This is a genomic window from Agarivorans sp. QJM3NY_30, from assembly GCF_050870855.2.
Classification (GTDB): Bacteria; Pseudomonadota; Gammaproteobacteria; order Enterobacterales; family Celerinatantimonadaceae; genus Agarivorans.
Window position 1 is genome coordinate 1,421,799 of the sequence record NZ_CP194038.2, and the last position, 24,398, is coordinate 1,446,196.

Sequence of the window (24,398 nt, forward strand, 5' to 3'; positions counted from 1 at the left end):
CAACGAGACGAAGTCGTTTCGTGAAACAAATCTGTACAGTTCAATCTTGGTTTCACCGAGCGGAAGTTAATGATTTCTAGTTAATACCTTGACACTGTATTTGAGGTTTATTTATTTGGCATTCTACGATTCCTTGTGTTGTAGGGGGAGTTTTGAGCTGCGCGCGCACTAAGCGCTTGCTGCCAATATTACACTTAAGATAGATGGTTTCTTGCAAAGTCTAAAGTCTACTGACAGGAGGCTGTCAGTAGGGAGGGCTTATGGTTGCTTTGTCAATCGCAAGGTAGAGAGGGCTCTATCTTATTGGCATTCAATTATGTTAAGGAGAATCACATGTTAGCAGTAGCACCTTTAGTTTGGGGCGAAATCGCAGTCACCGATATGGAGCGCGCCGTCGCATTTTACCAGCAACATTTTAACTTGAGTTTTCATCGTGAAGTGATGGATATGATGGAAATGGCTATTATCGAAACCGAAGTATTGGATGGTGCAAATGTGGCCCTATGTAAACATCCGTTAATGATACCAAGTCTTGAGGGCGCAACTGTGTACCTCCATGTGACGGATAAACTGAATCCTTTATTGGAAACCATGAGTCGCGCTGGAGTACAAATATTGTTACCACTGACACCAATTAAAGGCGGGGAAAAGGGCTATATTAGCTTGTTTGTGGATAGCGAGGGGAATAAAGTCGGCCTATGGGCTAAACAGCAGTAATCGCGGTTCCTTGACAGCTCGTTTGGTTTTCTGGGCGAGTTGTCATTTCGGTGGATGAGAAGAGAGGGATATGAGACGGGCAGACAGACTCTTTCAGTTGGTGCAGATTTTACGTTTACGTCGTTTGACCACTGCGCAGCAGTTAGCCGAACGTTTGGAGGTTTCTACCCGCACCATTTATCGCGATGTGCAAGATTTGTGTCTCAGTGGTATTCCCATAGAAGGTGAGGCGGGAGTCGGCTACATATTGCGGCAAGAGGTTAATGTGCCGCCATTAATGTTTAATGAACAAGAATTGGAAGCGATACAGATTGGGATGCGGATGGCGCAGACTTGGGCGGGGAAAGAGCTAGCTGCGGCGGCGAAACAAGTGATGATTAAGGTTGAGGCCGTATTGCCAGAGCGCTTACAAGCCTATCAATCATTAATGTTTGCGCCAGATTTTTACATCGATCAGCAAGAATTTAGATTTTTGGATCCGCTACGTGCTGCGACCCGTGAACGAGAGTATCTACAACTGCTCTATCAAGACGCAAAGCAGCAGCTGAGTGAACGAGAAGTGCGCCCATTAGCGATTTATTTTTGGCGAGGAAGTTGGACGCTGCTCGCTTGGTGTGAGCTTCGACAGGGCTTTCGCAATTTTCGAGTCGACCGAATTACTCATCTGAATCATTGCCAACGTAGTTTTGCTTATAGTCCGGGTAAGGAGCTGAATGACTTTGTTGCCTCCTTAGCACCACAAAATTGTTAGCTTTTGTTCTGTTTTTGTTAATTCACGCATGGCGGTGAAGCACATATCTGAGTATTATCCGCTTTTATGTTTTTTAATAGTGGTATTGTATGATTATTGAATTGGATGTCGTTGAAGCCGCGCAAACTTTGCTCAACAACCGGAATACATCGATCAAGGCGAAACGTTTGGCGCCGACACTTCGCCCGCAATCTATTGACGATGCGCTAGCCATTCAAGCGCAAATGACCGAATTACGTGAAGATGGCATTGGCGGCTGGAAATGTTTGTTGCCCCTCGCTGAAGATAAGTTAGTTGTTGCACCTATCTTTGCCGATCTCGTACAACGGGGGGAGTCTTGTTCACTTTACGCCGATGGCGGAGTGGCAAGAGTTGAGCCTGAGATTGCCTTTGTATTAAGCCAAGATTTACCCGCTCGTGATAAAGATTATAGTGAGGCGGAAATTGATCAGGCTATTGGTCGTTGTCATATGGCTCTCGAGCTGATCCAAGGGCGTTTTGCAGATACCGAGAATGCAGCCTTCTTTGAAGTATTAGCCGATGGTTTAGTCAACCAAGGTTTATTCCTTGGTCCCGAAATTGACAAAGCGGCGGCTTTTTCTGCCAGTAATATTGAGATCAGTTTTACTCAAGGTGAACAAACTCAACAGTTGGCTGGAGAGCATCCGAATCAAAATCCGGTGAGTCCTATCTATTGGTTAATTAATTACATGAGTAAACGTGGCGTAAGCTTTAATGCCGGACAAGCGATCATTACCGGCTCTTATGCGGGTATTGTTGAGCTTAATTTTGCATGTGAGACCGAAGTTGAATATCAAGATTTAGGCGCTTATAAGCTGAAATTTTTAGCGCGTTGAGCGATTGCACTGTAATAAATTTTTAGTCTAAAGGTGCTTAATTTGTATTAAGCACCTTGGTGTTTGCCTGAGCTGTCCCTTCTGAGGCTTGTTTCGTTGTTCTCTGCCGCACTCTGGTGAGCTGTAACCCTGCATAACCTTGTGAATACACAAATACAACATCAATTGTTCATCTCCTTGTCATCGGGTTAAGCTCAACTAAACGTCCTCTATTCATTTTGTTTAAAAGGACTTTCTTAATGAAATTAACTCAGTTGGCTTTTGTATTGTGTCCGGTGTTATTGCTTGGTGCTTGTAATGATGATGATATTGTTCAAGCAAAATCGGCTTCCGGCCCTACCAGTAAGGTACAGTTAGGTCCTCGTCCCGGCTATTTGGTGAATCAACTTGCAGCAGGGACCTTAAAGGATACCCTGAGCGCTTGCCTCGAGAGCAAAAGCAGTTATCAATCGAGTTACTTGTCAATTGGGCATCGCGGTGCACCGTTAATGTTTCCAGAGCATACCCGCGAAGGCTATATCGCTGCTGCGAGCATGGGAGCTGGAGTGATTGAATGTGATGTTGCGCTAACCAAGGATGGGGAGTTGGTTTGCCGTCATTCCCATGCCGATTTACATACCACCACCAATGTATTAGCCGTCCCCGAGCTGGCTGCCAAGTGTTCTCAGCCCTTTACCCCAGCGGATCCGGTCAATGGTCTTAAAGCGAATGCCGAGTGTCGTACCTCAGATTTTACCTTAGCGGAATACAAATCCTTACAAGGTAAAATGGACTCGAGTAATGCCAATGCAACATCGGTGCAAGAGTACATGCAAGCGACGCCTAATTGGCGTACCGATTTGTACGCTAATACAGGTACTTTGATGTCGCATAAAGAAAGCATTGCTTTATTTAGGCAACTCGGTGTGAAAATGACGCCCGAACTTAAAACACCAAGTGCACAAGATCTCGCAGCAGCCGGAATGACTCAACAGCAGTTTGCGCAAAAAATGATTGATGAATATACCGAAGCAGGCGTTGAGCCGAGTGAAGTCTACCCACAGTCATTTTTGATTGATGATCTGGAATATTGGTTGGCGAATAATTCTGATTATGGGCAGCAAGGGGTATTTTTGGTGAGTAAACCTGCAGATGTACCCAGCCCCAGTGAGATCGCAGCGAAGGGGATCAAGATTGTTGCCCCGATCTATACGCTGTTAGTGGAAGAACAAAATGGTGAATTGCAGGCCACCGATTATGCAAAAGAACTTAAGGCACAAGGTTTAGATTTAATTACCTGGAGTTTAGAGCGGCGCTATACAAGCTATCCTGAATTAGCGGTATTAGATGTACTTAAGCAGCAACTTGGTGTTATTGGGGTCTTTTCTGATTGGCCTGCAACCGTCACCTTTTACGACAATTGCACCCAATAAACAGCGACGAGTTTGTGGCCGTGGTATTACGAATTTACAACGGCTATTTTGGGTTCATCAGAGCGGCTGGGGTCACGGAACCTATTGCTTACAGCCGCCTGAATTATTCTTTATATATATCTGATTTATTTGACTATAGTTATCTTATTGTAAGAGATAATCAATGGGTCTGGAATGCAAGCCCCTAAAACACCTGATAACGAAGCGAGTCGTCTGAAAGCTTTATGCCAGCTGAATGTCTTAGATACTCAGCCAGAAGAGCGTTTTGACCGGATAACTCGAATGGCTAAACGACTATTTGATGTACCGATAGCTTTGGTGAGTTTGGTTGATGAAAATCGGCAGTGGTTTAAGTCATGCTTTGGACTGGACGTCTGCGAAACTGGGCGGGACATTTCTTTTTGTGGACACGCTATTCTCGGTGAGCGAACTTTTATCATTGGCGATGCGACCCAAGACCCTCGTTTTGCCGATAATCCACTGGTGACCGATAATCCCCATATTCGTTTTTATGCAGGACATCCTTTAAGTGCAACTTCTGGTGAAAAGCTGGGTACTTTGTGCATTATCGATAGTCGTTCAAGGCACTTTACTGACGACGATCTGCAAGCCTTGGTTGATTTAGCGGCGATGGTTGAGCAGGAGTTGGCTGCGTTGTTACTTGCCAGTACCGATGAACTCACTCAAATCTCTAATCGACGTGGTTTTATGAAGTTGGCAGAATATGCCTTTGCGATGTGTAAACGCCAGCAACTGCCGTTGGTTCTCGCTTATTTAGACCTGAATCAATTTAAGCCGATTAATGATCAATATGGTCATGTTGAGGGGGATCGCGCCTTACAGCTGGTGGCCCAGCAAATGCAACTCTCTTTACGCCAATCTGATTTATTTGGCCGACTAGGCGGCGATGAGTTTGCGGTGTTGTTTACAGACAGCACTCTAGCGCAGGCCGAAGAGGTATTACAGCGTTTTGCCGATGACTTAAAGCAAACGGCTGAACATTTGGGGCTGGCTTATGCCTTGGAATTTAGCTACGGCATTACTTATGTTGATTTTTCTCAAGCGCTTAGCGTTGATAGTGCATTAAGGTTGGCCGACCAACAGATGTATCGGCAAAAGCATCCAGATAAGCTTGATTAAGCACCGCTAGCATTGATGATTTGTTAGGCCATATTGGCGGCGCTAAATGGGAGAGCATCTTGAGCGCTTAATTTTATGGCTCAAGAACTACCTCGCTATTGCTCGAAATTGTAATAAAGTTAACAACATTCTTGTTCGATTCGATACAGTAATGCTAGCGCTTGCTGATCTTGGCATTGCTCAAAATACTCATACAAGGTATTGGTTTGATTGCCAATAAAATGCAGGTTGTCGTGACCGGCTTTGGTCTGTTGTTGAAGTTTTTGTTTAAAGTAGTCATGCCATTCTGGAGCGCCTTGTTGCTGACTTAGCTTCTTTTTTAAGATAGCGATTAGCTTATCAGCATTCAGGTCACAGCTGATCCCAACAAACGACACGTAACGGTCGCAGTTGTCTACATTATCTTTCATCTTTTTGGCTCCTTTAGACGGTCTCTGGTTGATGCTAATTTAAGTTTGAACTGCAAGCTTAATACCAGTTGATTGAGTCGCGGATCTGAAGTGCTAGATGAGCGTAGTCGTAAAGAAGAGAAAGTGATGCCTTGCATTTCTGGCATGGTCCTCGTTTCACGGAAACTTATGTTTAGCCGCCACCACTTCGCATTTTTCGTTTCATGTTTCATTTCAATATTTGCGTTGTATTTTAACTAAGCTGAGCCAAATGTTAGACTGCGTTTCTATTTCATTGAGTGTTTAAAAGGTAATGTGATGAACCCGATCCTTGGGATGTTAAAAGAGCATAATATTAGCGACCAGAAAATTAGTGAGCTTTTTCAGGCGCTCACCGAAAATCCTCTGGCGGCTATGGCCACGGTCAGTCAACTCGGTCTACCGCAAGACAAGCTCCAGTTGTTGATGGGACAGGTGATGCAGAACCCTGCTTTGATTAAAGAAGCTGTTGCAGAATTAGGGCTAGATTTGTCAAAAGTTGAAGAGGCTAAGAAAAAACTTCAACAGTAAGTCAACTTACGCCTGAAGCTTAAAGCATCGTTGAAAATATAGAATCGAAACGCTTGAATGATTTTTTATTTTGAGGTGTGAGGAGTGAAGAGAGCAAGGTTTTTGCTTGAGAACGGCGCCTTGTTAGACAACAGATACAGGCAAAAAAAAGCCAACCACTGAGGGTTGGCTGGTTCCTTGGCAACAATGATTAATCCATGCTGTCCAGTTGGCGTTGATATTCTAGGTGAGTTTTGAGTATTGACTCGCTGGCCCCGCCAGTGAACTTACTGACTAAGATAATCGCGGCTGAGGCTAGGATGAAGCCGGGGACAATTTCATAGAGATCGAAAATTCCGCCCTCTAGCTGTTTCCAAAGCACCACGGTTACTCCACCGATAACGACACCGGCTAAGGCACCATTACGATTCATATCTTTCCAGAATAAGCTGAGTAAAATCGCCGGACCAAAGGCTGCACCAAATCCAGCCCAGGCATAAGAGACTAAGCCTAATACCGAGCTTTCTGGGTTCATGGCCAGCATCAAGGCAATTATGGAAAGACCAACAACCGCAAGACGGCCCACTTGAACCACTTCTTTTGGACTGGCGTTCGGGCGAAGCACTTGCTTGTAGAAATCTTCGGCTAAGGCTGAAGAAGAAACCAATAGCTGAGAATCGGCGGTACTCATAATGGCGGCTAAAATTGCCGCTAATAGGATCCCCGCAACCACTGGATGGAAGATAGCGTTAACCAATAGCATAAAGATTGTTTCGCCATCTTTAATGCTTCCTCCCATATGAGCATCGACATAAACAATGCCCACCATACCAATCAGTAAGGCACCGGCCATTGAAAGGGCTGTCCAGCTCACTGCAATACGACGTGCAGTGGTAATATCTTTATTACTCCGGGTGGCCTTAAATCGAGCCAGAATATGTGGCTGACCAAAGTAACCTAAGCCCCATGCAATTAATGAGATGATTGCAACAGCCGATAAAGGTTGACCCTTCGCATCATTCCATAAACTGAGTAGTTCTGGGTTTTTGGCATGTAAGGCCATATTTAAATCGCCAAACGAGCCTTCAAAAGCGGCGATAGGTACAATCACCAGGGCAGCAGACATCAACAAACCCTGCACTAAGTCGGTCCAGGAGACCGCTAAAAAGCCACCAAATAAGGTGTAAGATACCACACAGATGGTGCCGACGATCACAGCCGTGGTGTAATTTAAGCCAAATACGGTCTCAAATAGTTTTCCGCCTGCGACTAAGCCTGAGCTGGTGTAGAACAAGAAAAACAATAAGATGAATAAGGCTGAAATAGTTTGCAGTAGTTTCGATTTATCTTCGAAGCGTTGGGCAAAAAACTCAGGAATGGTCAGGGCGTTATTCACAACGATGGAGTAAGTGCGCAATCTTTTGGCGCACAACAGCCAATTGAGCCAGGTTCCCACTAAGAGACCTCCGGCTAGCCAAAACGATTCGATGCCAGCTGCATAAGCGTAACCAGGCAAACCGAGCAATAACCAGCCGCTCATGTCGGAGGCTCCAGCTGACAAGGCTGCTGGCCAGGGACCCAATGAGCGACCACCTAAAAAGTAATCCTCGGAGTTAGACGTTCGTTTGTATGCATAAATGCCAATTGATAGCATAACAATGAGATAGGCTATAAATGTGGCACTGATAGCAAAGCTATTTTCAATCATTCTATTTCCTTTTTGTGTACAAAAATGTTGTGTTTTCCCTATATCAAACCGATCAACTCAACTGCTCAATTTAGACAGCGGGCGGTGAATCAGAGCAAGCGATTGATGAGCTATATTTGCACATCAGTCGTGATGCCCCGATTCAGCGACACCCGCTGAACCAATTGATAAGGAGAGGCTTGACTATTATTCGCCGCTACCTAATTCCAGCAGCTTGGCGTTACCACCGATGGCGGTAATATTGATGGTTCGGGTACGCTCGGTAATAAAGCGTAATAAGTAATGCGGCTCGCTCAATTGCTTCAATTCAAACATGTCGGTTTCGCATATGATTTGAGCCAGTTGTCCTTCGCGTTGAGCCAGCAACTGGGCGTAGTGCTTACAGTTCTGTTCGGTACCGCTGATGACGACAGCGGCAATCGCAGGCTGTTCTGCCATGGCCTGGTTTTGTTCCGGCGGTAACGAAATGGCCACTCGGTTTGGACAACCAGCTTTGAGCAGGTCTGAAAGTAGCAGATCTAAGTCACATTCAGCCTGAGGGTTGATACTGCATATCACAGTATTGCCGGCAACCAGAGCGGCGCTGATTTGACCAACCATGGCGACTTCGTTGGCGGTTTCGTCGCCCAGTACCAGCATGCTACCGCGACCAACACAATATAAATGATTACTCTCACCTGTGGGGCCCTCGAGCTCCTGTTCTTCGGCAATTAGTCCTAATGCCTGTTGGCATTGAAAACGAATCATCGCGGCGCTCTTATTGTGAGCGTCAGAACGTCGGCTTAATAGCTGAGCCCAGAGCTCTAATAGTGCGGCACGCTCCGCCACGCTTTGTTGCTGCCAAGCTTCGAATACCGCCTGGCTTTGCTTTAATATTTTGCTTACATCACTCATTATTATTCTCCACGCGCTAATTTCAATATTCAGTCTTAGTTACTTACCACTGCTTTTGAAAAGCGGTAAAGATAATGAGGGCCACCTGCTTTGGGGCCGGTACCAGAGAGTCCTTGTCCGCCAAAGGGTTGAACGCCCACCACCGCACCAACCTGGTCACGGTTAATGTAGCAATTACCTACCCGCGCCCGTCGCTCGATATGCTGATAGGTGGCTTCGTTACGACTATGCACCCCTAAGGTTAAACCAAAACCACTGCCATTGATTTGATCAATCACCTTATCAAGTTGATTTGCTTTGTATTTTATCACGTGAAGGATGGGGCCGAAGTGTTCTTGGCTGAGCTGTTCAATACTGTCTATCTCAAAGGCGCAGGGGGCAACAAAGCTGCCTTGTTGGCAATGCTTGTCTAGGTTTAGCTGATAAATGGGACGAGCATTTTGTTGTAACCAAGCAATATGTGCAAGTAATTTTGCCTGCGCAGCTTCGTCGATGACCGGACCCACGTCGGTTTTCAATTGTGCCGGGTTGCCCACGCAGAGTTCCGCCATTGCCCCCTGAATTAGGCCAATGACTCGCTCGGCAATGTCTTGCTGGATATACAAGACGCGCAGCGCCGAGCAACGTTGTCCTGCAGAAGCAAAAGCGGAACGAATCACGTCTCGAACCACCTGCTCTGGTAGTGCGGTGCTATCTACCAGCATTGCATTTTGCCCACCGGTTTCGGCGATGAAGGGTACAGGCATGGCATTGCGTCGACTGAGCTGACGATTAATGGTTTGAGCGGTTGGAGTGGAGCCGGTAAAGGCCACGCCAGCGATTCGTGGATCGGCGCTTAAACATTCACCCAGCTCGGCACCACTACCAATGACTAACTGAATTACCCCTGAGGGGATCATCGTTTCCAGGAGTAATTCAATACAGCGAGCGGCAATCAACGAGCTCTGTTCGGCAGGTTTGGCGACGACAGTATTACCGCTCACTAAGGCGGCGCAAACCTGGCCAATGAAGATCGCCAGAGGGAAGTTCCAAGGGCTAATGCAAACAAACACGCCGCGGCCCTGATAGCGATAGTTTTGCGTCTCGCCCTTGAAGTTGTCCAGAGTTAACGGCTGGCTAAAGTTTGCGCTGGCCTGTTGTGGGTAATAGCGCAAGAAATCAACCGCTTCTCGAATTTCATCGATACTATCCAGTACCGTTTTACCAGCTTCCCGGTGACATAATGCAACTAACTCGGGCATATGTTGCTCTAATTTGTCGGCGAGGCTTAATAGGTACGCGCCGCGTTGCTCAACGGAGGTATCGCGCCATTGGGGATAAGCTTGCTCGGCAAATTCAATGGCTTCGGCGGCCTGTTGTGGCTTGGCCCATGCGACAGAACCCACCTGTTGTTGCCGTTCGTAGGGCGCATCAATGGGGCGCGCAGTCCCACTCAGTGCCTGACCATTTATAATGCTGGATTTATGCCATTGGTATGGTTCCATGAACTGATGAACCTGTTGCTCAAAAGGTTGCCATTCACTGGCAATATCGCAGGCAACTCCTAATGAGTTGTTGCGCGCTTCACCGAATAGTTGTGGCGGCTTAACGATGCGTGGGTTGGCTAATGTTGGACGTGAACGTAACACTTGAGCCGGATGAACGGTGAGATCGGTGACCGGACAGTTGGCATCGACGAGGCGGTGAACAAAAGAACTATTGGCACCATTTTCCAGTAGTCTGCGCACCAAATAAGGGAGTAAATCTTTATGACTGCCAACCGGCGCATAAATTCTTACATCGCTATTGATGAGCTCTCGAGCGTGATGATATAGAGCATCGCCCATACCGTGTAAACGTTGAAATTCGTAATCTTTATGCTGAGCCATTGCCGCAACCGCGGCCACGGTATGCGCATTGTGGCTGGCGAATTGCGGGTAAATTAATCCGCGGAAATGTTCGCTGAGCAGTAGTCGGGCGCAGGCCAGATAACTCACATCAGAAGACTCTTTGCGAGTAAACACCGAATAACCATGATGACCATGCTGCTGGGCCAACTTAATTTCTGCGTCCCAATAAGCACCTTTCACCAGGCGCATTGGAATCAAATCACCCTGTTGTTTAGCTAAAGCGCCTAGCCAGGCAATCACGGGTAGGGCACGTTTTGAGTATGCCTGGATCACTAAGCCAAACTTTCCCCAACCTCGAACCGCAGGATCCTGATAGAGTTTAGCAAACAGCTCTAAAGATATTTCTAAACGGTCGGCTTCTTCGGCGTCGATGGTAATAGCAACATCGTGTTGTCGTGCATGGATCAATAGCTTGAGGATACTGGCAAACATTTCATCTAAAACGCGTTCACGATTAGCCGCTTCGTAACGAGGATGGATCGCCGATAGCTTGATCGACATCGAAGGAGTGGCGCCTAAAGCCTGAGCACTATTGCTATTATTAGCGAGTTGGGTGACGGCTTGGTGGTAATCTTGCAGGTATCGGTTGGCATCCTGCATGGTAAGGGCGGACTCGCCCAACATATCAAACGAGTAGCCATAGCCTTGGATGCGGCTTTTTTCGGCATTTTTTAGCGCTTCATGAATACTCTGACCTAATACAAATTGATAGCCCATTATTTTCATTGCCTGGTTCATCGCTTGGCGGATCACTGGCTCAGAGAATTTATTCACTAATTTGTTGATGACTTTATTTGGTTGAGCTGACTCTGCATTGTCGAGATTGACCACCTTTCCGGTGAGCATTAAACCCCAAGTCGATGCGTTGACAAACAGAGAGTCTGAGTTTTTCAGGTGAGATTTCCAATCGGCAGCACCCATTTTATCGCGGATCAGCGCATCGGCAGTCGCGGCGTCAGGAACCCGCATCAAGGCTTCGGCTAAACACATTAACAAGATCCCTTCACGGGTATCCAGGCTGTACTCCAGCAGTAGGGCATCGATCATTTGTACCGCTTTTTTATCAGCTCTGACCCTTTCGATAAGCTGGGTGGCAAATACGGTGCTTGCCGTGAGCTCTTGGTCTGAGGGCTGAGCGAGCGGTAATAGTTGCTCTAACAATTGATCTTCGTCAACACAGTACAGTGGCGAAATGGTGGGCCATATTTGTTCAGGTGACTGCTCAATATAGGCTGGATTAACGATTGCCTGAGCATCAAAATTTAAGTGTTTCAGCATGCGACTTCCTTGATTGCGATTCTTGCTGAGGGGTCAAGAATGTTATTGCTTTGTTATTGCTCAATCGATTGTAAGGGGCTTTTTTCGCCCTGTATTAAGAAATGCTACGCTGTTTTTTAGAAATACTCTGGTAACTAACACGAATTTAAGGATTTGCTAACATTTGTTTCATCATTCTATTTTGTGTTACAAATGTTTCACTGGCTTGAGCTGATGTCGTTTTAACGGATTTGCATTGAAGAAAAAGTGGCTAAAGCTAATTGCTGGTTCAGCGAAATTGACGTTGGTAGCGGGCCGGAGATACGCCAAAATAATTGGAAAATGCACTGGTAAAACTGCTTTGGCTGGCGAAACCACAGCTATCGGAAATCTGAGATAGTGTCAGTGTAGCATCGTCTAACAATTGTTTGGCTAACTCAAAACGTTTGCGTAGCAGATACTGGTGAGGGGTGATGCCATTTTGCTGGCGAAATAATAGATGAAATTGGCTTTCAGCTAAATAGACACAACCAGCCAACTGCGCAACCGTGATCTTCTGATGTAGATGTAATTGAATGTAGCTGTCAATCACATCCATCTGTAAGCGGACGAGCGGGCGTTGCCGAAGCTGGGTTTGGGCTAATTGGTTTTGTAAAACACAGACCAGGGTATGGGCGCAAGCTTGCCCGAGCAACTGATCTTGTGGCTGGCTAAGTATTTCGTGGCATAACGCTCCGATAAGCACCTGCGCTTGGTTACCTAGCTGAAAATAAGCTTGGCGCTCGAATAGCTGCTCAACTTTGTCTTGCATCTCATGGGTTTGTTCTAGCGGTAGGTTGACGACTAAAATTTGGTTACGCCCCAAGCCAGTAAATGCATGTTTGTTGTCGGCGGATACCAAGCAGCCTTGACCCGGCCCAACCAAGTTACCCACGCCTTCAATATCAAACTCGGTCTGTCCTTGTAACCCTATTACCACTTGATAAAAGTTGTGGCTGTGATGATGGGCTTGGCTAGGCAGTGTTAATACTTGAGATAAGCTGTTGGTTTTAACCATATATGTTTACTTTGCAAATTAAGAACTGTCATAAACTACATCATTTACATTGGTGTGAGTCGTTTGCTTGGGCGTTTAATAAACGATAGTGGATTAATTTGTAATATGTGTCAATTGACTTGCCGATTGAGCGACGCGTCAACAAGTGTAATCTTTAATTGAAGACATCGTCATGTGCTGCGCATTGTCAGTTATGCTTTTTTTTGACATTACGAATAGTCTCGCGTAGTCAAATCAACCAATGATAAATAATATATTGGTCATTTATGTTGGTGTTAGGGGGCTATATGGCAGAATGTTCATTTATTTGTTGATCTTATTTTAGTTGAAGGACTCATCATGAAATTTCGTTTCGCACTAGGTGTCGCTGTATTGGCCTCGCTGCCAGCTTTGCCAGTTCAGGCTGACTTGCTTGGTCTTACTTTTGCCAGTCATATTTCCCAAACCGATAGCGAGCCTAAAGCCTCGTCGGCTTGGCAGGGTGATATGGAGTTAAGGTTGAAGCATTTTGTTCCGTTGATTCCTAATGTCGCGATTGGTATGAATAAAAGAAAGCAAGGTGATGCTGCGGATGGTTCAAGCTATCAAGCGGAGTTATATTACAATCTTTTAGACACGGCAGGTTTTTACATCGACTTAGGTGCTGGATATGAGCGTTGGGATAGTGCAAACAGCTTATTATCGGGAACTGACAATGGTGAGCAGATGTATGGTGTCGGCCGCGTTGCCTGGCATTTTGTGGGAACCGGTTTTGGCCTTGAAAGCGATCTAAAATTGTCGCTTGTAGACGATGATTACCAAGCGAATCGTTTTAGAGCGGGTGTAAGCTATGAATTATTAGATTTGGCGGTGAGCACTATCGACCTGTCTGCGGGTTACCTATATGAAGATATTTCGACTCGTCGTTACAGCACCAAGAATAATGGTGCCTACCTAGGGCTTGCAGTTAAGTTTTAAGCGGAACTCAATGGATAAGGGTTATAGACACGAATGTTCATGTGATAACCCTAACGGCTGATTTACTTAGGCATGGTTTACTTTTGCCGTCAATTAAACTGCTCTCCTTGACGTTTTGATTATTTGCTGCTGATTAAACGAGCAGCTAAACCCAAGAAAATGAATCCCAAAAGGCCATCGGCATGCCGGCCAAATTTTAAACCATTGGCGAATAATTTTCCTAATTTACTGAATGACAGAGAAAAAACGATGTTGATTAGTAACACGACGCTGCTAAGTAAGACGCCTAGTAGCAGGATTTGTGTGGTCAAATTTTGTTGTGGATGGGTAAATTGAGGTAAGAACATGCTAAAGAAAAGCAATGCCTTTGGATTCATTAAATTATTGAATAAACCTCTTGATAGCAGTTGCTTATTATTTAAGCGCAGTATTTTGGGAGAGCTGGAATGATTGTGATCTTGTAACCAGCCTCGCAATAATTTAATACCGAGCCATGATAAATAGATCGCACCTACAACCTTAATTGCAATAACCAGCGGTGGTAGAGCCTGCATTAATTGGCCTAAACCGAATGCTACTAATCCAGTTTGAATTAAACCTGCCAAAAAAATACCGAGTGATATTATTAGCCCTGCCTTGAAGCCTGTGATTGATGAATAAGTGGAGATAAGCAGCATATCTGGGCCTGGAGATATAGCTAAAAATCCGATGCTCACTAAAAATAGTGGCAGTATAGAAACATCAATCATGGTCATCCTTACCGATTTTTTCGCAGATTATACAGAGTCCAAGGCGCGAGTGCATATGGGTTATTGGCTGCCATCGTCAGCGATGGAATTAACGCTGAATAATGGTTTTTTGGGAGGGTATGTTACTTCTGTTCGTGGCAGGCTGATGGTTTTCCTTGGTTCAATTTACTCGTATCAGCAGATATTTAATCCTCAGGGAGCGATTGGTTTAGTCGAGGTGTTTCGAATAAAGATATAGGCTGCAGTCGTTGAAGACACACAGCCTGGAAGTAACAAAACGAGTTAACTTACCAACATAAAGTTAAACCTTCGGCTGATGATTTAGAAGGAATGCCATCAACTGGTTTATCGGTGATCAACTCAACGCCTGTGTTTACGAAGTCCAACCCAGCGGTATTTTGTGGTTTTTTACCACTTTGAATAAATTCATAAACGGCTTCAACTCCCATTGACGCCATTCGAAGAGGAAATTGCATCGAAGTCGCCCCAATGACCCCAGCTTTAACATTCTCAACTCCAGCGCAACCACCATCGACTGAAACGATCAGCGCATCTTGTTTGCCGAATGCAGAGAGCGCTTCATATGCACCAGCGGCAGCCGGTTCATTAATGGTGTACACCAGATTAATGCCAGTATCTTTGGGAAGTAGATTTTCGATGGCGGTTCGCCCACCATCTTGAGAGCCTTGCGTCACTTCGTTACCAACAATGCGCGGATCATCTTCATCCCCCATATTTTGGGGATCTTTCAAATCAATTCCAAAGCCATTGAGGAAGCCTTGATTTCGAGCGACATCAACACTGATTTTATTTTCGTTGAGATCAAGTAAAGCAATTTTGGCAGATGAGGCGCCGTCACCCATTTGCTTCTTCGCCCACTGTCCAATCAAATCTCCTGCGGTAAAATTATCGGTAGCAAAAGTGGCGTCTGCCGCACTCGCAGGATTCAATGGTGTATCTAACGCGATTACTAATACGCCAGCTGAGCGGGCCATTTCTAAAACCGGCACAATAGCGACCGGATCACTCGGGGTAATTAGGATCCCTTTTGCGCCCGAAACCACTAGATTTTCCACCGCTTGTATTTGAGTTTGATTGTCACCATCAAAATTACCAGAAAACGTCATGAGTTCTAAACCTAATTCATCGGCTTTACTCTTCGCGCCTTCTTGCATTTTTACAAAAAATGGATTGGTATCGGTTTTGGTGATGAGCCCAACAATGGGCTTGTCCGCAGCAGACACGATACCGTTAACTATCAGGCACGAAGTCACTCCGAGTAATGTAATAAACTTGTTCATATCTTTCTCCGGTCTTGTTGTTAAGCAGCAGACGCTACACCTTAGATGGATGCACTTACTTGAAATAAGAAATCATTCGAATATGAATGACTCAAGTTTGCTCAGTGATTAAATTTATTCATTTATTACTTCGCAAATAAGTATGGTTGATATCGATATGAAGACAAGTCGGGTTGATATATTTTTGAGAAGCTTAAAAATAGTAGAGAATGACCTGTTCAAAATTATAGGTTTGGACACAATATCGACTATGGTTATCGGGGATACTTATGGTTGTCCGTTGGTATAACTAGGTTCATGTGATTGAAAGAACCTTGAATACTTAGGTTGACTCCTAAGGTATTCGGTACCGCTTTATTTATATGAACAGAGAGTACAGTCAACGATGAAAATCAGTTCAAAATTTATTCTCAGTATTGTTACTATCGCCGCTTTAGCGGTGGTGAGTACGGCGGCTGTGATCGCTTCGTTTTCGTCCTATAAAACAGAAGAAATACTGCTGGAAGCGCGTCGAGATCAAATGATTTCCTTACGCAATGTCGCATCCGAAATAGTGAAACAGTATTTTGGGTCATTGGAAAGTCAGTTGCTGAATGTTTCGCAACAACAAGCGCTGATTGATGCAACGCGTAATTTATCATCGTCTTATAAGCCGTTCTCGTTTTTTGTTGGACGAAATGATCGTCAGGGGCAAAAAGATCAACTTGCGAGTTATTATCAGGCCAATATTGCTGGGCAATATAAAAGTCTTCATGCAGGGAAGGCGCTTGATGTAACCACCTTGATTAACCAGATGAGCGAACCGGCGATCGCCTTGCAAGCGCAATATATTGTGAACAACCCGAGTGATATTGACAATAAAGATGAAATGCTTGCTTCATCAGACAAAACTTCTTATACGACAAATCACCAGCGTTATCACCCTTATTTCAGGGCCTTTTTAAAACGTTTTGGCCTGCAAGATATTTTGCTGTTAGACACCAATGGCAGTGTAATTTATTCGGTGAAAAAGCATATTGATTTCGGAATGTCGGTGACTAATCCCATGCTCGCTCAATCTGGATTAGCTGAGGCGTTTAGCCAAGCCTCGAAACTTAAAGGGGATGGACAGAGTTATGCGTTTATTGACTATGCTGCTTACCCTGGAAGTTTAGGTTTACCTACTGGATTTATAGCTGCACCAGTGTATAACAAAACGGAAGCGGTTGGGGTCGTGGTGTTTGCACTTCCTTCCGAAAAATTAACGGCATTGATGACCTATGGTTATAGTTGGCAAGCCTCTGGCTTGGGGAAAACTGGGGAAACTTATTTGGTTGGGCTTGATAACAAACCCAGAAGTGCCAGCCGTTTATTGTTAGAAGAACCGCAAAGCTTTAACTCTTTGATGACCCAGTTAGGCGTGAATCAAACAGAATTGGACGAGATAGTCGCTGCCAAAACCAATGTTGGTTTTCAAACCGTTCAATCGGAAGCTATCCGTCGTGCTTTAAGTGGAGATTCCGGCTCGCTGGTTAATCAAAATTACCGAGGAGAAAAAGCTTTATCGGCTTACGCTCCCATCGAAGTTATGGGTAAGCGTTGGGCGATCCTTAATGAAATCGACATGAATGAAGTGACCTCGAAGCTTTCTGAAATACAGCGATTGATTTTGCTTTATGCAAGCTTGACTGCGCTGTTAGTGATTGTGTTAGGCGGTGTTGCCGGTTACATCATTACCAGGACCATTGTCCGGCCGATCCGAGAAACCAGCCATTCCTTGCTGGATATTGCCGAGGGTGACGGTGATTTAACCCAACGTTTGAACGAACAACGTAAAGATGAGCTCGGCGAGCTTGCCAGTGGCTTTAACCAATTTGTGGCTAAGATCCAGCGAGTGGTTCAAGGCATTCGAGGTTCGGTGGGCACCTTGGCTACAACCGTTGGCGATATGAATAGGATTGTGGAAGAGGGCAGTCAAGCGGCAAACGCACAACAACGCGAAATGGAAATGGTGGTGACCGCTATCAACCAAATGGCGGCTTCGGCACAGGAGGTTGCAGGTAATGCCTTAAACGCGGCAGGGGTTGCACAATCGGCAGATGTTGAGGGGCAGCATGTGCAAACGGTTGTTCAAGAGGCGATTACTTCGATTGAGAATCTTTCTGCAGAAATTGACCAATCTTCAGAAGTCATTAGTGAATTGGAGGGGAATGTTGGCAGCATTGTGACCATTCTGGACGTGATCCGTGGAATTGCAGAACAAACCAATCTCTTGGCACTCAATGCTGCAATTGAATCAGCCCGAGCAGGAGAGCATGGGCGAGGCTTCGCGGTCGTTGCAGATGAAGTTCGTACTTTGGCTAAGAAAACTCAAGACAGTACCGAAGAAATCCAAGCCATGATCGAACGTTTACAAAAAGATACGGTTCGAGCTGTTGATGCAATGGCGTCTAGTAAAGCTAATGGTGGTAAGAGTGCTGATATTGCGCGTAATGTAGGAACATCGTTAATTAAAATTGCGGAAGCGATATCCACCATTAGTGATATGAACGCACAAATTGCTAATGCTTCAGATGAACAGAAAGTTGCGATTGAAGAAATCAACCGCGGTATCGTGACAATTTCTGATTATGGGGAGAAGACTTTAGATGGTGTTAAAGAAATTAGTAAAAGTAGTGCCGGTTTAAGTGTGCTTTCAGAGGACTTAGACGGGCAGGTGAAACAGTTCCGCGTATAGCGCTGTTGTAAGGTGTGATTACGTGGATTAGTGTGAATTAGCTGTATTGTTCATATGCGATCAGACACATCTTAATACAGCTCGCAATCTAAGCTGACAGTTGAGAGTGTGCGTATCTAACGCGCTTTTGTCCCGTTCTGTGTTAGCAACGGGGTAGAAGCTTTCGCCTACGGCGACGTCATTAAGCTTCAACGAGCAAAGCTTAGCGAAGCAAAAAGAAAGCTCGCCCTGCATCTTCTTAAACCCTGCGTGGCTCATTCTCAAGGGCGTTGAAGTAAACACTACGCTCAACAAACAGACTTCAACTTTGCTCCCTTGTTCATTTGCGCGACTCGGCGAAGATGATGGGATTTAAAAGCGTAACCTTGGCTATCGAGAGTATGAAAGGTTTTTGTTTTTAGAATGGGTGTCTAGTTTATTGCATTCGATATACTTTTCTTTGACGAGCAAAGAAAAGTATATCGCCGTCAGGGCGAAACCCTCACTAATAGATCCCCAAAATAAGCTAACTCATTTTGGGGCTGAACCAATTTAGGGCAATCTGTGATATCTAGTCACATCGAGGTAACGAAACTGACAGATAGCATTTAGACTAATTCACGTAATCACTGTTAACACCAAGCGACTTTGTCGTAATCGCTAATTACCAAGGGACTCTGCTGTTGTCGAAAGCATTTTTGAGGCACCCTATACCATCGCTTTATCGCTGGCTTGTTTCACATCATCGCGCCATTTAGAAGCGAGCACCATTAGCCCCAAAAGTCCTCGCTTTGGCTAATGGTGCTATTGTTATGCGCTTTCTCTAATCATCAGTTCATAAGGGAGTGTTTGATGCAAATTGGCTACACCTTTCTGCTCTATCAATGAAATAATCGTGGTGACAGCTAGTTCGGCCATTTCGACTCTAGGGATGCGGATGGTGGTGAGCCTAGGGTTAATTACTTCGGCGAAATCGAGGTCATTAAACCCTACAATATCAATATCTTTGCCAACTTTTATATCGTAGCGCTGACATTGCATGATGGCTCCGGCAGCCATATCGTCATTGACAAAAAATATTGCATCGGTTTCTGGCCATTGATTCAAAATTTCCGAAATGGCATTTGCGCCATTATGAAAAGAGGTTCGTTCTTTGGTATTAATGAATCGATGATAATCTAAGCCATGTTTTTCCATGACCAGTTCCCATGCTGTTTTTCTCAACATTGCCCGTCTATCTAGCCATGTTGAGCAAAACGCAATATTTTTTCGTTCTTTAGAGATCAAGTATTCGGTTAGCTCTGTGGCAGCATCTGACTGGTTGACACCAAAGTTAGCATCGAAGGTTGGCTTATCAAGGATATCCATAATTTCAACGGCTGGAATATTGCTATTCTTGATCATGGTTTGGGTGGCGAGAGAGTGCTCCGTTTCAGTAAAAATAAAACCATCAACATTTCTTGAAAGAAAATTTTCTACGACTTTTTCTTCCCCAAGTGTTGTATAAGATGAATCACCAATGAGTAAGTTATAGCCAAGGCTTTCACAACTAATCTTTGCCGCGCTAATAATCTCGGCAAAAACCGAGTTTGTGAAACTTGGAATGATTAAAACAATTGATTTGCTGGAAGATAACGCAAGCGTTTTTGCCGCTACATTTGGAATATAATTGAGAACTTTACATGCCTCAATCACCTTCGAGTGAACGTCGGCAGATACCCGATTCGGGTTATTTAATGCTCTAGAAATTGTCGACTTGTTTACGCCTAAATATTCAGCAACATCTGCGATGGTGGTTCTTTTATTCATTTATTATTATCCAAGTGTTGAACACACCCATTTATCGGATGCATTCAAATCGCATTTAATATCGTTGTAACTTAGCTCATCGCGCCATTATTAGGATGACCTAAAGCCAGCCGGAGTCCATCGAATAGATCCTTGCTGGCCCAGCCTTGAGGCTCGTATGCTATCTCATTAGTGTAAGTAAGTTCAATATCATTTAATATTCCATGGATCCCGTCCACCTCTATGATTTGGCCATCTTTAATTAAATCTATGCTGCCTCCTTTTTTGGCTTCGGGAGTGATATGAACGACGGCGGGCACCTTTCCTGAAGCGCCAGATAAACGTCCGTCAGTCACTAATGCAACTTGATAGCCTTTATCATAAATAATCCCCAGTAAAGGAATTAGCTTGTGAAGTTCAGGCATACCGTTTGCGGTTGGGCCCTGGTTTTTAACCACGACGACCACATCTTGCCATAGCTCATCGTTTTGGAACGCTTGGTGAACCGCCAGTTGGCTTTCGAACACTCGCGCAGGTGCTTTTACGATCCGTTTCGCTTCGCTAACCGCAGAAACTTTCATGATCCCTTGTCCCAAGTTACCTTGGAGTAATTTTATACCACCGCTTGGGCTGAAGGGATGCTCAACGTCTGCAATGATAGCTCGATCGCTCACTTTTCGTTCTGCTGTGAGGATTTGTTTTGAAATGGGCTGATTGTTAAAACACAGTGCATCGGGGTGTAATAGTCCAGCGCTTAATAATTCGGCCATGATTGCCGAGACCCCACCAGCATCATGAAATTGATTGACGTCTGCTGGTCCATTTGGGTAAATTTTAGCAAGCAAGGGTACAATATCAGAGAGTTGATCAATGTCTTCCCAGCGTAAGTCTATACCCGCCGCTCTCGCAATCGCGACCAGATGCAAAGTATGGTTGGTGGACCCTCCGGTCGCTAACCAGACAACACAAGCATTGATTAACGATTTTTCTGTAATCACTTGGTACAAGGGTAATGCAGTATTATCCAGCAGCCCGGAAACCACTTCGTTAATCACCGAGGATTTATCCATACAAGCTTTGGATAAACCACTATCGATGGGTTGTAACCCAAGTGCTTCCAACATGACTTGATTGGTATTTGCGGTTCCATAAAAAGTGCAGGTCCCTTCACTGTGATAACATTTACACTCCGTGTCGGTGAGTTGTTCCAAATCGATTTCCCCACGATGAAAATCTTGTCTCGCTTTCGATTTTTCAGCATTGCTGATTCCAGTGGACATAGGGCCTGCGGGTAAAAAAGCACTTGGGATATGACCCCTTGATAGGGCGCCAATTAGCATGCCAGGAACAATTTTATCGCAAGTGCCAAGTAAAACAGCTCGGTCTGCAGTGGCACAAGATAAAGGTATCGCGGTTGCCATGGCGATGACGTCTCGGCTCATCAAGGATAGTTCCATTCCTTGATAACCTTGTACTACGCCATCACATATTGCAGGTACGCCCCCAACAAATATCGCACTGTGTCCAAGCTTGGCACTGATTGATTTTATTTTTTCGGGGTAATGACGGTAGGGCGCATGTGCCGAAACCACTTCGTTATATGAGCTGATGATCCCTAAGGTATAACTTGATTTTTGACGAATAATTGTTCGTCGTTGCTCATCAAGTGCGGCAAACACATGTGCTGCATTGCTGGGTTCGATGGAGTGGGTTGACAGTTGGTTTTCTTTCAGATTTTTTAATCGGCTAAGGTATTGAGTTCGGGAAGAAATACTACGCTGTTCGAGATTCTCGGTGATCTTTGCTAATAGCTTATTACACATAATTAAGTTCTCTTAAATTTTTTACAGTGAGTTCTACGACTGCATTTATGTCATTTTCTAGGATTGAAACCTCAATATAATCGATGGGTTCATTGGTACTCGGTTCAATCAAGGTATCAAATTGGCTTCTGAGCATAGAGTCACCATTGAAATAGTGCTCGCCACGTTTTTTCATCCTTTCGCTAATCACTTCGAATGAACCTTTTAGGTAGACAAATAAGCAACTTTCTTGGATCCCAGCCTGAAGTATTTTTCGATACTCAGGCTTTAAACATGAGCAAGCGATTACGAGGTTTTCATTTGAATCAATGCATGCGGTTGCCATTGTATTTAAGGCATCCAACCAAGGTTGCCTATCCACATCATTAAGTGGGATGTTATGTTTCATTTTTGCGATATTAGCTTCAGGATGATAATCGTCTGCATCAATATAAATATATGATAATAAACTAGATATTGACTCTGCCACGGTGCTTTTACCAGATCCGGAAACACCCATTATAAAGAGTATTTTCTTTTTCATCAATTTGTCTCACCTCACACTTTTTAAAAGTAACCCTTCCAATATAGCTGATCGATATCTAACATGGCAAGCGGTTGCCTTGTTTTGTTTTGAGATGAGGAAGCAAATGTCAATAGGTAATAATATGAAAGTTAAATCGATAAAAGTTTTTGGTAAAGGAGAGGTTGGCCTTGAAGAAACCTCATTTGCGGTTACCGCGGATGAAACGCTTGTACGAGTGACTCGAGGCGGAATATGTGGTTCCGATATTCATTACTATCAACATGGCGGGATAGGCGATTTTAGTTTGTGCCACCCGATGACTCTTGGACATGAAGTCATCGGTCGTATTCATCAAAGCGGACAGACGGTTGCTGTCAATCCAAGTAAAGCATGTGGTAAGTGTTTTTATTGTGAAAGCGGTAATTCTAACCAATGTGTGAATATGGAGTTCTTTGGTAGTGCGATGCGTAACCCCCATGTAGATGGCGGATTTTCGGAATATTTGAGCGTTAGCAAACAGCAGCTTGTTCCCTATGACGACACTATTAGTGACGATGTGATGGCTTTTTCCGAGCCACTTTCGGTTGCGATCCATGCCATCAATCAGGCCGGTGGTGTGTTGGGGAAAAGGGTTTTGGTGACCGGATGTGGCCCCATTGGTTGTCTCATTATTGCAGCCTGCCAAGCTGCTGGCGCAAGTGAAATCATTGGTACTGATTTGAGCGAGCGCTGTAGAGATATTGCTCTTGAGATGGGGGCCGACAAAGTTTACTCCCCATTAGAAAGCTTGCCGACAGAATACACTGCCGATAAAGGCTATTTTGATGTGTCTTTCGAAGCTTCTGCTGCTGTGCAGGCTTTTCATGGCTGCATTGATATGACTCGCGCGAAGGGAGCATTAGTTCTGGTTGGGATGCGACCCGGCATGGTGGATTTCCCATTAACAAAATGTCTGGCTAAAGAAATCAACATTCGCGGGACTTTTCGATTTGTAAGCGAATTTGAAACTGCAGTGAGATGGCTTGAGAAAGGGAAAGTCAATCCACTTCCACTGCTTACACGAGTATTTCCATTTACCCAAATAATTGACGCTTTAAAGCTGGCTGAAGATAAAACTTCGGCAATGAAAGTTCAATTATCATTTGAGAGACAAGATGAAAAATTTATTTGATTTGAGCGGAAAAATAGCACTGATTACGGGTGCTGCACAGGGCATTGGTAATCTTTTAGCCAAAGGTTTGGCTGAACACGGTGCCACCATTGTGATTAACGATATTACTCAAGAAAGAGCAGAAAATGCAGCCAAGGAATTGGTTGATTTGGGGTTTCTTGCATATGGCATTGCATTTGATGTTACGAATAAGCAAGAAATTGTTGATTCCATTAAAAGAATCGAAATGGAAATTGGTGAAATTGGTATTTTAATCAATAACGCCGGTATTCAGCGAAGACATCCTTTTCTTGAGTTTCCTGAACAAGACTGGGATGACGTGATTCAAGTTAACCAAAAGGCCGTCTTTTTGATGATGCAAGAAGTTGGCAAATATATGGTTGAGCGACAGTGTGGAAAAATAATAAATATCGGTTCCATGCAAAGTGAATTAGGCCGAGATACCATTACTCCTTATGCCGCATCTAAAGGTGCAGTGAAAATGCTGACTCGTGGTGGGTGCGTTGAATTAGCAAGACATAATATTCAAGTGAATGGTATTGCTCCAGGATATTTTATTACAGAGCTAACCAAACCCTTGGTTGAAAATAAAGAGTTTACGGATTGGCTTTGTAAAAGAACTCCGGCAGATCGTTGGGGTAAACCTGAAGAACTAATTGGTGCTGCTGTATATTTGTCGTCGGCAGCTTCTGATTTTGTTAATGGGCATCTATTGTTTGTTGATGGTGGGATGCTCGCCGCTGTGTAGTGATTAAAATAATAACCTAATTAAAACGTGAAGGTAATAAA

The 24,398-nt window shown here is 44.6% G+C and carries 20 protein-coding genes; 10 read left to right on the forward strand and 10 right to left on the reverse strand.

All coding sequences use genetic code 11. The features are described 5' to 3' along the window. Positions 1-333: 333 nt before the first annotated feature. The 5 genes from ACRRSX_RS06530 to ACRRSX_RS06550 all read left to right on the forward strand — a co-directional run bounded on the left by ACRRSX_RS06530 (position 334) and on the right by ACRRSX_RS06550 (position 4,877). Entirely contained in the window at positions 334-717 is a 384-nt protein-coding gene (locus ACRRSX_RS06530; RefSeq protein ID WP_432454002.1) for a VOC family protein, read from the forward strand. Between the two features lie 70 nt (positions 718-787). Then, positions 788-1,468: a helix-turn-helix transcriptional regulator gene (locus ACRRSX_RS06535; protein WP_432454001.1), complete on the forward strand. Its 681-nt coding sequence runs from the start codon at positions 788-790 to the stop codon at positions 1,466-1,468. Between the two features lie 89 nt (positions 1,469-1,557). Further along, entirely contained in the window at positions 1,558-2,325 is a 768-nt protein-coding gene (locus ACRRSX_RS06540) for a hydratase (protein WP_432454000.1), read from the forward strand. Positions 2,326-2,564: 239 nt separating this feature from the next. Then, entirely contained in the window at positions 2,565-3,737 is a 1,173-nt protein-coding gene (locus ACRRSX_RS06545) for a glycerophosphodiester phosphodiesterase family protein (RefSeq protein WP_432453999.1), read from the forward strand. Positions 3,738-3,911: 174 nt separating this feature from the next. Next, positions 3,912-4,877: a sensor domain-containing diguanylate cyclase gene (locus ACRRSX_RS06550; protein WP_432453998.1), complete on the forward strand. Its 966-nt coding sequence runs from the start codon at positions 3,912-3,914 to the stop codon at positions 4,875-4,877. A gap of 119 nt (positions 4,878-4,996) precedes the next feature. On the opposite strand, the gene cowN is transcribed toward ACRRSX_RS06550, so the two are convergent. Beyond that, positions 4,997-5,287, reverse strand: coding sequence for a N(2)-fixation sustaining protein CowN (cowN, locus tag ACRRSX_RS06555; protein ID WP_432453997.1), 291 nt, complete (start codon positions 5,285-5,287; stop codon positions 4,997-4,999). A gap of 297 nt (positions 5,288-5,584) precedes the next feature. Between cowN and ACRRSX_RS06560 the strand changes: the two genes are divergently transcribed. Then, the gene (locus ACRRSX_RS06560; protein WP_432453996.1) at positions 5,585-5,836 is read left to right on the forward strand and encodes a DUF2999 family protein; all 252 of its coding nucleotides are present in this window, start codon (positions 5,585-5,587) and stop codon (positions 5,834-5,836) included. Positions 5,837-6,026: 190 nt separating this feature from the next. On the opposite strand, the gene putP is transcribed toward ACRRSX_RS06560, so the two are convergent. From putP to ACRRSX_RS06580, 4 genes are all read right to left on the reverse strand, one after another. Beyond that, a complete protein-coding gene (gene putP, locus ACRRSX_RS06565) occupies positions 6,027-7,523 on the reverse strand; it encodes a sodium/proline symporter PutP (protein ID WP_432453995.1) in 1,497 nt (498 codons plus the stop codon). 186 nt (positions 7,524-7,709) lie between these two features. Next, the gene (locus ACRRSX_RS06570; protein ID WP_432453994.1) at positions 7,710-8,417 is read right to left on the reverse strand and encodes a hypothetical protein; all 708 of its coding nucleotides are present in this window, start codon (positions 8,415-8,417) and stop codon (positions 7,710-7,712) included. 35 nt (positions 8,418-8,452) lie between these two features. Continuing rightward, positions 8,453-11,584, reverse strand: a complete 3,132-nt coding sequence (putA, locus tag ACRRSX_RS06575; RefSeq protein WP_432453993.1) for a bifunctional proline dehydrogenase/L-glutamate gamma-semialdehyde dehydrogenase PutA — start codon at positions 11,582-11,584, stop codon at positions 8,453-8,455. A 268-nt stretch (positions 11,585-11,852) separates the two neighbouring features. Next, a complete protein-coding gene (locus ACRRSX_RS06580) occupies positions 11,853-12,620 on the reverse strand; it encodes a helix-turn-helix domain-containing protein (protein WP_432453992.1) in 768 nt (255 codons plus the stop codon). A gap of 339 nt (positions 12,621-12,959) precedes the next feature. On the opposite strand from ACRRSX_RS06580, the gene ACRRSX_RS06585 reads away from it, so the two are divergent. Continuing rightward, positions 12,960-13,577 (forward strand): hypothetical protein, encoded by a 618-nt coding sequence (locus tag ACRRSX_RS06585; protein WP_432453991.1) that lies wholly within the window; start codon positions 12,960-12,962, stop codon positions 13,575-13,577. 119 nt (positions 13,578-13,696) lie between these two features. On the opposite strand, the gene ACRRSX_RS06590 is transcribed toward ACRRSX_RS06585, so the two are convergent. After that, positions 13,697-14,326: a LysE family translocator gene (locus tag ACRRSX_RS06590; RefSeq protein ID WP_432453990.1), complete on the reverse strand. Its 630-nt coding sequence runs from the start codon at positions 14,324-14,326 to the stop codon at positions 13,697-13,699. A gap of 287 nt (positions 14,327-14,613) precedes the next feature. Beyond that, complete coding sequence (locus tag ACRRSX_RS06595; RefSeq protein WP_432453989.1) at positions 14,614-15,627, reverse strand: sugar ABC transporter substrate-binding protein; 1,014 nt, start codon at positions 15,625-15,627, stop codon at positions 14,614-14,616. Between the two features lie 385 nt (positions 15,628-16,012). Here ACRRSX_RS06595 and ACRRSX_RS06600 point away from each other — a divergent pair, with 385 nt between their 5' ends. Continuing rightward, the gene (locus ACRRSX_RS06600) at positions 16,013-18,343 is read left to right on the forward strand and encodes a methyl-accepting chemotaxis protein (RefSeq protein ID WP_432453988.1); all 2,331 of its coding nucleotides are present in this window, start codon (positions 16,013-16,015) and stop codon (positions 18,341-18,343) included. Positions 18,344-19,132: 789 nt separating this feature from the next. Here the strand turns inward: ACRRSX_RS06600 and ACRRSX_RS06605 are convergent. The 3 genes from ACRRSX_RS06605 to ACRRSX_RS06615 all read right to left on the reverse strand — a co-directional run bounded on the left by ACRRSX_RS06605 (position 19,133) and on the right by ACRRSX_RS06615 (position 22,456). Next, the gene (locus tag ACRRSX_RS06605) at positions 19,133-20,131 is read right to left on the reverse strand and encodes a LacI family DNA-binding transcriptional regulator (RefSeq protein WP_432453987.1); all 999 of its coding nucleotides are present in this window, start codon (positions 20,129-20,131) and stop codon (positions 19,133-19,135) included. A gap of 71 nt (positions 20,132-20,202) precedes the next feature. Next, positions 20,203-21,933 (reverse strand): dihydroxy-acid dehydratase domain-containing protein, encoded by a 1,731-nt coding sequence (locus ACRRSX_RS06610; protein ID WP_432453986.1) that lies wholly within the window; start codon positions 21,931-21,933, stop codon positions 20,203-20,205. Continuing rightward, the gene (locus ACRRSX_RS06615) at positions 21,926-22,456 is read right to left on the reverse strand and encodes a gluconokinase (RefSeq protein WP_432453985.1); all 531 of its coding nucleotides are present in this window, start codon (positions 22,454-22,456) and stop codon (positions 21,926-21,928) included. Before ACRRSX_RS06615 ends, ACRRSX_RS06610 begins: the two co-directional genes overlap by 8 nt. 79 nt (positions 22,457-22,535) lie before the next feature. Here ACRRSX_RS06615 and ACRRSX_RS06620 point away from each other — a divergent pair, with 79 nt between their 5' ends. Together ACRRSX_RS06620 and idnO are read left to right on the forward strand one after the other, a co-directional pair. After that, positions 22,536-23,609, forward strand: a complete 1,074-nt coding sequence (locus ACRRSX_RS06620) for a zinc-binding dehydrogenase (protein WP_432453984.1) — start codon at positions 22,536-22,538, stop codon at positions 23,607-23,609. Further along, on the forward strand, positions 23,593-24,357 hold the full coding sequence (gene idnO / locus ACRRSX_RS06625; RefSeq protein WP_432453983.1) for a gluconate 5-dehydrogenase: 765 nt from the start codon (positions 23,593-23,595) through the stop codon (positions 24,355-24,357). Before ACRRSX_RS06620 ends, idnO begins: the two co-directional genes overlap by 17 nt. The last annotated feature ends 41 nt before the right edge of the window (positions 24,358-24,398 follow it).